The 11,800-nt window shown below is 73.7% G+C and carries 6 protein-coding genes and 1 pseudogene; all 7 read right to left on the bottom strand.

The window, feature by feature from the left end; genetic code table 11:
* Positions 1 to 35: 35 nt before the first annotated feature.
* The 7 genes and pseudogenes from ACFPZI_RS16245 to ACFPZI_RS16215 all read right to left on the bottom strand — a co-directional run bounded on the left by ACFPZI_RS16245 (position 36) and on the right by ACFPZI_RS16215 (position 11,718).
* On the bottom strand, positions 36 to 2,234 hold the full coding sequence (locus tag ACFPZI_RS16245) for a hypothetical protein (protein ID WP_381363652.1): 2,199 nt from the start codon (positions 2,232 to 2,234) through the stop codon (positions 36 to 38).
* 426 nt (positions 2,235 to 2,660) lie between these two features.
* A pseudogene (locus ACFPZI_RS16240) lies at positions 2,661 to 3,183 on the bottom strand (hypothetical protein).
* 351 nt (positions 3,184 to 3,534) lie between these two features.
* Complete coding sequence (locus ACFPZI_RS16235) at positions 3,535 to 5,757, bottom strand: SWIM zinc finger family protein (protein ID WP_381363650.1); 2,223 nt, start codon at positions 5,755 to 5,757, stop codon at positions 3,535 to 3,537.
* Positions 5,754 to 8,765, bottom strand: a complete 3,012-nt coding sequence (locus tag ACFPZI_RS16230; protein ID WP_381363649.1) for a DEAD/DEAH box helicase — start codon at positions 8,763 to 8,765, stop codon at positions 5,754 to 5,756. Before ACFPZI_RS16230 ends, ACFPZI_RS16235 begins: the two co-directional genes overlap by 4 nt.
* A gap of 187 nt (positions 8,766 to 8,952) precedes the next feature.
* Positions 8,953 to 9,531 (bottom strand): sugar kinase, encoded by a 579-nt coding sequence (locus tag ACFPZI_RS16225; protein ID WP_381363647.1) that lies wholly within the window; start codon positions 9,529 to 9,531, stop codon positions 8,953 to 8,955.
* Entirely contained in the window at positions 9,528 to 10,703 is a 1,176-nt protein-coding gene (locus tag ACFPZI_RS16220; RefSeq protein WP_381363645.1) for an ROK family glucokinase, read from the bottom strand. The genes ACFPZI_RS16225 and ACFPZI_RS16220 overlap by 4 nt, the downstream gene beginning before the upstream one ends.
* A 277-nt stretch (positions 10,704 to 10,980) precedes the next feature.
* A complete protein-coding gene (locus tag ACFPZI_RS16215) occupies positions 10,981 to 11,718 on the bottom strand; it encodes a GntR family transcriptional regulator (protein WP_381363742.1) in 738 nt (245 codons plus the stop codon).
* Positions 11,719 to 11,800 lie beyond the last annotated feature (82 nt).

Raw genomic sequence — 11,800 nt, 5'->3', positions numbered from 1 at the left:
GCGTCGGGGGCCGGGGCCTCGGGTCGGTGCGCCGTTCAGCTCCGCACGGTGTACGGGACGTGGTCGCTCACGCCGGCGGGGACCCGGGTGTCCGGGGCCGGCTCGGCGACAGGGGCCGTCACGGCCGGGGCGTTCGCGTCCGGCGCCTTTGTCCCCGGGGCCCTCGTGTCCGGAGCCCGTCCATCGTCGGTGGTGTCGGTGCCGGCACCGGTCGTGGCGGACGCCGGCAGGGTGAAGGCCAGGGCCTGGCCCTCCTTCGGCGTCCAGCCGGACGCCCGGCCCGCGTACGCCTCGCCGAACGCATCGCCCGCGAGGGTGGTTCCGGTGGGCACGGTGACGGTGACGGTCGTGCCGTCGGGTGCCTCGACGGTCACCGTGCCGCCGGTGCGGTAGGCGGTGACCTGGCCGTCCCGCAGGGCGTCGGCCCAGGCGGCGCGGCGCTGGAGTTCGGCGCCGATGTCCCTCATCCGCAGGTTCACCACAGGGGTGTTGTCGGCGAACAGGGCCTCGTAGCCGTCGAGTACGCCGTCCAGGACCGGGTAGGCGATGCGGTCCTCGGCCAGGTTGGACTGGTGGATGAAGTGCGGCTTGGGATCGTTGGCGAGGATGTGGCCGAGCGCGATCCGGGTCTCGAGGGGGACGATGTGCTCGGTGTACCCCGTCGCGGTGTCCAGCGGAGCCGGCAGGCACGTCGTGGTGGCCGGGTTGTCCTCGCAGATTCCGCTTCCGCCCTGGGCGCGGCCGGTGTAGATCCAGTTGTACTCGTCGACCTGCTCGGCTGCCCTCCCGGCGTTGTAGAAGACGTTCATCGGGTAACGGGACACGGTCGTGGCCGGGCCGACCCGACGTTGCACGGGATCACGGGAGTTGTCCGAGGCGAGCCAGGTGATGTCGTTGTCGGCGAGAGCGGGGGCCAGGTTCGGGTTGTCGTCGGGCTGCTGCGGCAGCACCTTGAGTCCGGAGTGCTCGCCGGTCACCAACTCGTCGTCGTGCAAAGGCAGTCCGGCGGTCCGTCCCCAGACGCGGTTGGTGGCGATCTCGTCGGAGATGGCGGTGCGGCCGACCCACTTGGTGCTGCCGTCGGCGTTGGTGGCGCACCGCCAGGGAACCACTGTGGTGTCCTGTTCGCAGCCGAGGAAGGCATGCGTGTAGGTGTGGTTGATCCAGCGGAACCGGTCGCGCTCGGCGATCAGTTTGTCCGCCAGGGCGTCGGCTCCGTCGTTGCCCTCGCGGTGATCGACGCTCCCGGCGCCGTTGTAGGCGAAGTCGAGGGTGAAATCCTGCTCGCTCTGCCAGGAAGTGGCGTGGTCGACGTCGGCGGGGAGCATGCGGATCGGGTCGGGTGTGCCCTCGCCCCCGGGGCAGTCGACGTCGCCGGGGGTGCAGTTCAGCTCCGTGTCCCAGCGGTCGTCGGCGGCGAGGACGTCGTCGACGTGCACGGCGAAGTAGTTCCTGGAGGCGCCCAGGTGCACGCCGCCGGTCATCCAGTCCACGATGCCGCGGGCCAGCAGTCTGAACTGCTGCTGGTACTGGTTGTAGACGAACGTGACGACGAGTTCCCGCCGCCCGTCGTGCCGGTACTCCCCCACCAGCGAGCCCTGTCCGGTCAGGCCCGGGATCGTGGCCTCGACGTACGGGGTGAAGTCCGCGCCGGCCACGGGTGTCGACAGATAGGCGTAACTCTCGCCCACGGTAGGCGAGTTGTCCTCGAAGGGGACCTGGCCGTCCAGGTAACCGAAGGGGCCCGCCCGGCCCGCGGCGGTCACCTCGGCCCGCACCCCGTCGATGCTGCCGGCGTAGCCACCGTCGACCGGGTACCGCAGGCCCGCCTCCGGACGCGCGTAGGTGTAGGCGTCGACCTGCGGGATGTCGTAGGTCCGCTCGTAGGCGGCGAGCGCCGTCATCTCGGGCGAGTTCACCGGGAACGGGTTGTCGTTGGGCAGGACCACCGCCTGATACTTGGCGCGTGGCCGCCCGCCCACGGTGTCGGCGAGGAAGCCGGCGTCGAGGGCGGGGCGGTCGGACCGGGCGAGGTCCACTTCGGTGTACGGCGTGCCGGCGGCCTCGAGTTCGGCTGCGATCGCGTCCACGGCCGGGCCTCCGTCGCTGACGACCAGGACGCGCAGGTCGACACGGGGTAAGTCGTCGGCGGCGTGTGCGGCCGCACTCGGCAGGCCGAGGGCGGCGATGAGTACGCCCACCGTGAGCACGGCGGTGCGTGTGATCCGCTTCATGCGGTGCAGTCCCCTCCCACGGGCAGGGGTGGACACCGCTCCGCCGGAGCCGACGCACCCCCTCGCGTGACGCCGGCGTCCCCCTCAGAAGCCAGTCGTCGACGCATCCGTCGCGTCACATAATGATGTCTTTGTGTGCTTCTTGTGGGTGAGTTGCGAAACCTGACGGAAAAGTGCGGGTGACCATCAGGGCCCCAGGAGTCCGGAAGCGACCGGTGCGGCGCCTCGGGACACGGGAGGCCGGAGGGGGCGCGTGGAACACCGGAGCAGGTCGGAGACGTGCACGGACCACCGGTGGGCCGGGGGGCCCGCCGGTGCGACTACCGGAGGCCTGGACCTCTTGGCCGGTGCGGCGCCGCACCGGATTCGGTCAACGGCGTGGGGGACCGGCAGACCGTCAGAGGCCTGGCGGACCCGGCAGGCCCGTCAGGCGCAGAGCACCCGAGTCTCGGGCGTGTACACCGGACCGCCACCGGCGTTCTCGGTGTCGCTGAACTCGGCGCAGCAGTACGAGCAGAAGCCGATGTTGCCGTTGCAGCCGGAGTCGGGTGCGACCCGCAGGGTCAGCGTGACGGTCCGGCTCTGCCCGGGCGGGACGGTGGTGCCGTAGTTGGCGCCGAGGTCTGCGGGCCCGGTCCCCACGCAGGGGGTGCTGCCGGCCGCGGTGGCCAGGACGCAGCCGGTGAAGCTGTCTTCAGGTCGGGGCGCTGGGTGGTGAGCCACGTGGGGTCGATCGTCTGGTACACGAACCAGATGTCGTACGTCCTGTTGCTGGTGAGGGGCATCGACAGCTGGACCGTGCCGCCGGGCGTGGTGGTGGCGGTGTCGGTGGCGAACGTCAGCTCGGCGGGCGCGGGTTCGGCCGCGGTGACCTGGGGGCCATGCCGAACAGGGCGAGGACGAAGGCGAGAACGGTGGCGAGACCGAGGCGTCTCAGTGGTGATCTCATCACCCGGGAGGCTAAGCAGGCATCCCGGCAACTGTCTCCCCCGCGCGCGGCCGCCCACCCGCCCACCGACCGAAAACGCACCTGCCGTGAAGGAGTTGTGCGCACATCGCGACGCCCGCCGGTCGGCGACATCACCGCACCACACGGGCGGTCCCGGTGGAGCGACCGGGGCGACGGGCGGGACGGAGCGGCCGCACTGCCGCACCCGGGGCATTGGCGCGTACCGCTCGGGTGACAGCACGATGGCCTACGGTGACGGCCGGTGGTGATCGGCGTGGGCACTCTCGTGCCGCCGGCCGCGGCCGGCGCGCCTGACGGCCGCCTACGGGCCCACCCCGGACACCTGGCGCATCACAGAGCGCCCGGGGTGTCCAGGCCGGTGAGGGCTCCGACGGGGTCCGGGTCAGGGGTGCCGCGGGGCCACCAGTCGTCGTGGCCGGGCTCGGACTCGTACGCGTACCAGAGGTGGTCGCGGCCGAGGCGGAGCTGGACGTGTCCCCGGGGGTGAGTGAGGTGGTTGTGCCAGGGGCGGAAGGCGGGCAGGTCCGCGGCGAGGAGGAGGGGGCGGGCGCGGTCGAAACGGCCGGCCGGCGGGTCCCAGGGGTCCTCCAGGACTTCGAGCCCGGCCGGGCCGCCCTGGCGCCAGGCGGCGACCGCGCGGGCCAGCTCGGCGGGGGTGCGCCCGGCCGCGCGGGCGAGGGAGGAGTACAGCGCGCGGGTGGCGGCGGTGAGTCCGGAGCCGGGGCGGGCGGCGGCGAGCCGCACCGCGTCCTGCCACAGCGTGAGCCGGCCGACGGGGTCGCGGCCGGTGGTGAGCAGGGCGTGCGCGCGGGCTGCGGCGTCGGTGGCGAGCTGGTCGAGCGCGAACGGGTCCGGGCCACCCGGGGCCGCCGGGTACGCCGGCGGCTGCTCCGGGTGCGGGGGCGGGGGCAGCGGCGGTGGAAGCGGCGGGAGAGCGCGCGGGGCGACGGCCTCACCGGCCCGCATCCCGGGAAGGGGCTCCGGTTCCCTGTCCCGGGCGGCACGGGCCGTGCGGGCGGCGCTGAGCCGGGACAGGGCGTCGATCACGTCGCGCTCGCCCCGGCCGCGTAGCAGGAGCAGCACGAACGGGTCGGCGTCGAGCAGCCGGGCGGTCTGGTAGCAGAGGGCGGCGGCGTGCTTGCAGGGATGGCCGGAATCGAGGCAGCTGCACCGCGGGTCGAGGTCGCCGGGGCGGGGCAGCAGCGGGGCCCCGCAGTCGGCGAGGGACTGGGGTATCTCCTTGTCCAGCAGGGCCGCGATGTGGCCGGGCCGGTCGGCGGCCACGTCCAGGAACCGCTCCCACTCGGCGTCCGCGAAGGTACGCAGCCGTACCTGCACGCGGTACGGGCGGGGTCGGCTCCCCTTGACGTAGGCGAGGACGAGCCCGGGGGTGACGGTGAGGGCGTCGACGTGCCCCCGCTCCGCGTACCCGCGTCCGCGCGCGAGCCGCGCGGTGTCCAGCGCACCCTCCTCCAGCGCCGTGACCCATGCGTCGCCCCACCAGGTGTCGGCGAACCCCGTGCCGTCCGGAGTGCGGGGCGGGAACGCGGGGAAGGTACGGCGCAGCTCGCCGTCCCGGGTGGGGGCTGCCATGGAGCGGGGCGTTTGGGGGGTGGCCAGGGGTGCCTTGGGGGCCAGGGGTTCCTGAGGTGCCGAGGGTGCCGAGGGTGCCGGAAGTCCGTGGGCGGTCGGCGGTTTGTGGGGGCGGCCGTCGGGCTTCGGGGGCGGTTCGGCCGCGTCGGAGGGCGCGGGCGGGGACGGGAGTGAGGGCGGGAGTGAGGGGACGGCGCCGGTGAGCAGGTCCCGTACCGCGAATGCTCCCGTCTCTTCGGCCTGCGCCTCGCCCGACCGGACACCAGCGGCTCGGTCGCCTCGGGTGGTGCGGGGGACGCGAGGAACCCGGGGGGCGGTGCCCGACGGGATACCGCTGGTGCGTGGGCCGATGGTGGTCTCCCGGTCCTCGCTCCTCCAGTCGCCGGTTGCCCGGTCGTCGGAGGACCGGTCGTCGGTTTCCGTTCGCGCGCGCAGCGCTTCCTGACGGGCCGAGCGAAGGGCCTCCCGCGCGATGTCTCCGGGGCGCCGGGCGGGCCGAGGCTCCGGGTCCGAGCGGTCCGGACGGTCCGGACTGTCCGAGTGGCCCGGACGGACCGGGCGGCTCCGGAGGCTGTCGGCAGCGGGCGGCAGGGCGGCGCCGTCCGTCTCCCCTGCGCGCCGCTCCGCCCGTACGCCGGTGTCAGCACTTGCGTCACCGGCCGTCGGCCCCTCGTAACCCGTCGCTGTCTCCCCCTCCGTCTCCGGGCCCGAGTCGACCTTCACGTCCCCGGCCCTGGACCCGCCCCCGTCTCCGTCCGCCGTCCCGGGACTCCCCGTGTCCGTCGCGCGCCGGGCCCGTACCGCCCTGCGCAGGGCATCGCGGGCCACGTCACCGGGGCGTTGTTCCTGGGCGCCCGCGGGTTTCCCGTACTCCCCCGCGTCCGGCGCCGGATCGGCGCTCGCCCGCCTGCGGGCCGCCCGCAGGGCCTCCCGGGCCTCGTCGGACGGGCGAGGGGTCATGACGTCCTCCGCAGGGAGACCAGGTCGGACAGCTCGCGGTCGGTCAGTTCCGTGAGGGCCGACTCGCCGGAGCCGAGGATCGCGTCGGCGAGGGCCCGCTTGGCCTCGAGCATCTCGGCGATGCGGTCCTCGATCGTGCCCTCGGCGATCAGGCGGTGGACCTGGACCGGCTGGGTCTGGCCGATGCGGTAGGCGCGGTCGGTGGCCTGCTCCTCGACCGCCGGGTTCCACCAGCGGTCGAAGTGGACGACATGGCCCGCGCGGGTGAGGTTCAGGCCGGTGCCCGCCGCCTTCAGGGACAGGACCAGGACGGGGGTCGCGCCGCTCTGGAAGCGGTCCACCATGTGCTCCCGCTCCGGTACCGGCGTACCGCCGTGGAGGAAGTCGACCGGCACCGCGCGCTCGGTCAGATGTGCGGTGATCAGCCGGGCCATGCCGACGTACTGTGTGAAGACCAGGGCCGATCCGTCCTCGGCGAGGAGGGTGTCCAGCAGTTCGTCCAGCAGGGCGAGTTTGCCGGAGCGGGCCGCGAGGCGGTCGCCGCCGGCCCGTGCGTGCTCGTCCTTGAGGTAGAGCGCCGGGTGGTCGCAGATCTGTTTGAGCGCGGTCAGCAGCTTCAGCACCAGGCCCCGGCGGCCCATGCCCTGGGCGGTCTCGATGGCGAGCATCGACTCGCGCACCACCGCCTCGTAGAGCGCGGCCTGTTCGCGGGTGAGCGGGACGGGGTGGTCCGTCTCGGTCTTGGGCGGCAGTTCGGGGACGATGCCCGGGTCGGACTTCTTGCGCCGCAGGAGGAAGGGCCGCACCAGGCGGGAGAGTCGCTCGACGGCCTCGTCGTCCTCGCCGGCCTCCACCGCGCGGGCGTGCCGGGCGCGGAAGGACGTGAGGGGGCCGAGGAGTCCGGGGGTCGTCCAGTCGAGGAGGGCCCACAGCTCGGAGAGGTTGTTCTCGACGGGGGTGCCGGTGAGGGCCACGCGCGCGGGGGTCGGGATGGTGCGCAGTGCCTTCGCCGTGGCCGAGTGCGGGTTCTTGACGTGCTGCGCCTCGTCAGCGACGACCATGCCCCATCGCTGTGCGGCCAGTGTCGGGGCGGCCGAGCGCATGGTGCCGTAGGTGGTGAGGACGAAGCCGCCGGTCAGGTCGTCCAGGGTCCGGTCCGGACCGTGGAAGCGGCGCACGGGGACACCGGGGGCGAACCGGGTGATCTCCCGCTGCCAGTTGCCGAGCAGCGAGGCGGGGCAGACGACCAGGGTCGGCTCGGTGCGGTCCCGTTTCAGATGCAGCGCGATGAGGGTGATCGTCTTGCCGAGGCCCATGTCGTCGGCGAGGCAGCCGCCGAGGCCGAGGGAGGTCATGAGGTCGAGCCAGGCCAGGCCCCGCAGTTGGTAGTCGCGCAGGGTGGCGTCGAGTCCGGGGGGTGGGTCGGCGGGCTGGACGCCCGTGGTGAGGCGGTCCCGGAGGACGGCGAGGGCACCGACGGGGACCGCCTCGACGGTCTCGCCGTCGGCCTCCGCGGTACCGGTGAGGGCGACGGACAGCGCGTCGACGGGATCGAGCAGGCCCAGCTCCCGTTTGCGGGCCTTGCGGACGAGGGCCGGATCGACCAGCACCCATTGGTCGCGCAGCCGGACGACGGGGCGGTGGGCCTCGGCCAGGGCGTCCATCTCGGCCTCGGTGAGCGGGTCGCCGCCGAGCGCGATCTGCCAGCCGAAGCGCAGCAGGTCCTCGCTCTCGAAGAAGCCGCTCCCGTCGGTCGCCGATCCGGGGGCCGACCGGACCACCGCCGTCGCGGTCAGATCCTGGGCCAGGTCCCGGGGCCAGTGCACGGCGACACCGGCCGCGGCGAGGCGGATGGCGGCGACGCCGAGCAGGTCGTTCAGCTCGTCCTCGGACAGGGCCAGTACGTCGGGTACGTCCTGGTCGGAGAGCCGCTCCAGCGGGGGCCAGACGCGGGCGGCCCGGCGGACGGCGAGGGCGGCGTCCACACGCGCGCGGGGGCCGAACGCGTTGTCCGCCGTCCCCGCCCACAGGGCTGCCGCGTCGGCGACGAGGGTGGGGTCGGCGAGGCTGTGCACCTGGACGACCGCCGCGCCCGCACCGCGCGCGCCGGTGCCCCCCGCACCCTCGTCCGCGCCGTCGAACAGGTCGTGCGCGGAGAGGTCGAGGCGGAGCGAGACGCGCACGCCGGCGTCCATGCCGGCGGCGACCTCGGCGGCCCAGTCCTGGGCACCGGGCAACCGCTGGGCCTTGCGGGCGGCGAACGGCAGCCCCGAGGCGTACGGCGCGGCCGGGGTGCGGGGCAGGGTGTCCGCGACCGCGTCCAGGAAGGCGCGGACCAGGGCCTCCGGCTGCGGCAGCCGGAGCGGGCCGGGGCCGGGCAGCGGGACGGCGTGGCCCTCGAACGGCAGGGCCGCGGCCACTGCGCGCAGGTGTGCCACGTCGTCCGGGTCGAGAGGTCCTGCCCGCCAGGCGTCATGACCGGTGGCCGTCAGGCCGGGCAGCAGCCGGCCGCGCGCCGTGAGTCGCAGGGCGTGCAGGGCGGCGGCACCCCAGCAGGCGGTGGCGGGGTGCGCCGCGGGGTCATGCCGGGCGCGGACCAGCAGGGGCAGGGCCTCGTCGAGAGGGAGGGAGAGCGCGGTGACCGTACGCCGCCGGACCCCGTCGCCGTGCGGGCGGGTGACGGTGAGCCGCGTACACGGGGCGTGCTCCGGTGCGGGTACCGAGTCGGCGGTCCGCGGACCACCGGAGCCGCCCACGACCGGTCCGATTTCCAGAACCCCAGGGCCGCCGGGCCCGGCAGGTTCCGGCGCGGCTTCGGCGGGGCCGCTCCCGGGGTCGTAGAAGGCGATGCGTCCGTCGCGCGGCAGGGCCGACGGCAGGAAGACGGCGGCGAGACCGGCGGGGATCTCCGCGGCAGCGGCGTCCGCGATCGCCGCACGCGCCGGGCCGGCCTCCGCTGTGCCCGCCTTGGCCGTGTGCCGTTCGGCCGCCACGGTTCCCTCGCTCATGCGCCCTGTCACCTCCCGCCCCTCCCCGTCCCCGTCCCCGCCCATGCCCACCCGTGTCGTCGGCCCCTTCGCCTTCGACTCTACGGGCGGGCACTGACAATCGGTCCCGCGGCCGGGCCCGGGCGGACCGGGCACACCCGGGCACATCCGGTCACACTTGGTCACGGGTCGGGAGCGGCGGTGCGGATCAGGGAACCGTCCGGGAGACGACGTACACCCTGGGGAAGCCCGGCTTGCCCTCGTTGACGACGACATCGTGCGTGGGCGCGGGGTTCTTCCGTTCGTTGACGAGACCGGACCAGATGCCGGGGCGGTCGAACTTCCAGCCGGTGATTTCCCGGTCGCGGTCGCTGATGGTGATGCTGTCCCGCTTCAGGTCGTCCTGCTGCACGCCCATGCTGGTGAGAAAGGCGCTCAGGCCGACATCGGTGGTCTCGAACTCGACGTACAGGCGGCTGGTCTTCCAGTTGTTCGTCTCGTAGGTGGCCACCCACCAGGCGGGGTGCGGGACCGGCACCTGGTAGAGGCGGCGCTGCACCTTCGACGGCCAGCCCTGGGTCAGACTGTTCGCCGAGTACCTGGCCTCCTTGTCCTTGCCGCTGGCCCGGCTCTGGTTCGCGGAGATCATCAGATATCCGGCCGGGACACCGATGAGCAGCACGATGATCAGCAGGGTGAGAGCCCTGCGGCGGATCATGTGCCCGCGGCCCTCGGGCGGCCGGGGCCCGCCGGGACGGCCGGCCTGGTGGGGAACGTCGCCCGTCACGGCGTCTCCTGGGTGGCTCGGCCGGCCTCCGCATACCGCTCGTAGCGCTCGACCCGGCGGCGCTTGGCGCGGCGGAAGCGGCGGGCGACCAGGCGGGCGAGGTCGGCGGCGCCTACCATGCCGGCCTCGGGGCCGAGCTGGGCGCGGACGATGTGGGCCTCGGGGCGGTAGCCGCGGCCGGTGAGGTGTCGTTTGAACGCGTCCCGCGCGGGGCCGATCAGCAGGTCGTCGGCGGCCGACACCCCGCCGCCGATGACGAAGCAGGAGGGGTCGAGAGCGGCGGCGAGGTTGGCGATGCCGACGCCGAGCCACTGGCCGATGTCCTGGAGGAGCTCGATGCACATGGCGTCGCCCTCGCGGGCCAGCTCGGTGATCATCGGGCCGCTGATCTCGGCGATGTTCCCTTTGACGTGCTCGATGATCCCGTAGGCGACCGGCGAGTCGGCGGCGGCCAGTTCGCGCGCCTCGCGGACCAGTGCGTTGCCGGAGCTGTACTGCTCCCAGCAGCCACGGTTGCCGCAGGGGCAGCGGTGGCCGCCGGGGACGACCTGCATGTGGCCGAACTCGCCGGCGACGCCGTACTTGCCGCGCTTGACCTGGCCGTCCTCGAGGATCGCGCCGCCGATGCCGGTGCCCAGCGTGATCATGACGAGGTGGTCCTCGCCGCGTCCCGCACCGAAGCGCCACTCGGCCCAGGCGGCGGAGTTGGCGTCGTTGTCGACCAGGACGGGAACGGCGAGGCGGCCGGCGAGGCGGTCGCGCAGCGGCTCGTTGCGCCATGAAAGGTGGGGGGCGAACAGCACGCGGCTGCGGTCGGCGTCGACCCAGCCGGCCGCGCCGATGCCGACCGCGTGCACGTCGTGCCGGTCGGACAGGTCAAGCACCAGTTCGACGATGGTGTCCTCGACGACTTTCGGGCTCTTGGACTTGTCCGGGGTCTCCGTGCGGAGCCGCTCCAGGATGTTGCCGTCGGCGTCGACAACGCCCGCCATCACCTTCGTGCCGCCGATGTCGATGCCGACGGTCGGCACGCGCGGTGCCGTCAGGTGCGAGCGGCGTTCCCGGGTGCCGACCGTGCGGAGCACGGGAGCACGGCGGGAGCCGATGGGGGCGGCGCCCGCCCGGGCGGAACTCAGTGCCCTGGGGAGTGTGAGGTCGCGGTAGGTGCTCATCGTCGCCGATTCTGCCTCACGGTGACCCTGGGTGGCGTACTCGGGAGCAAAGGGATCGCGTGACGCGCGCCGCCTCCGGGGCGCTTCCGGCCGCTTCCCCGTGGCCCTCGAACGCCTTCCCGGTGCGTTCCGAGAGCTCCGCCCGCCGGGACAACTCTCGCGTTTCACCACCTCGCCCCATGATCTGGTCACATTGTCCGGACAATGCGACGAAGATCACCCCAACTCCCCCGAGTCACCTGGAGTTCACCGCGACTTCAGTATCCGCCCAGGGGCGTCACGACCGCACGAGCAGCTGGAACTCGAACGAGTAGCGGTCGGGCCGGTAGGTGTGGGTGCCGAACTCCACGGTGCGGCCGGTGTCGTCGAAGGTCACGCGCTGCATGGTGAGCAGCGGGGCGCCCCGCTCCTCGCCGAGCCGCTCGGCCTCGGCGGCCCCGGCGGCGCGGGCGCCGATGGTCTGGCGGGCGCTGTGCAGGGTGATCCCGGCCGTCCGCATCAGCCGGTACAGGCCGGTGGCCTCCAGTTGGCGGGTGTCCAGGTCGAGCAGCCCGAGGGGCAGGTAGTTGATCATGTACGCCATCGGCTCCCCGTGCGCGAGCCGCAGCCGCTCGATGCGGTGCACCTCGCCCGCCTCGGCCACCCCGAGGGCGGCGGCGACCTCGGGGGACGCGGGGACGACCGTGTTGACCAGGACTTTCGTGGTGGGGCGATGACCTGCGGACTCCAGGTCGTCGTAGAGGCTGCTGAGCTCCAGGGGCCGTTTGACCTGACTGTGCACCACCTGGGTGCCGACCCCGCGCCGCCGCACGAGCAGGCCCTTGTCGACGAGGGACTGGATGGCCTGGCGGACGGTCGGCCGGGACAGGCCGAGGCGCCCGGCCAGCTCGATCTCGTTGCCCAGCAGGCTCCCGGGGGTCAGCCTGCCGTGCTCGATGGCGGCCTCCAACTGCTGGGACAGCTGGAAGTACAGCGGTACGGGGGAGCCGCGGTCCACGCTCAGCTCCAGCTGCACGGTCGGGTCCACTCCTGGTTTGGGCACGGCCCGAGCGTAGCCCCGTGCGTGGTGGACGGGAAGTGGCGTAGTTCGGTTGTCC

The organism is Streptomyces chlorus (genome assembly GCF_042655885.1).
Lineage (GTDB): Bacteria > Actinomycetota > Actinomycetes > Streptomycetales > Streptomycetaceae > Streptomyces > Streptomyces chlorus.
This window is presented reverse-complemented; position numbering and strand designations above follow the sequence as displayed.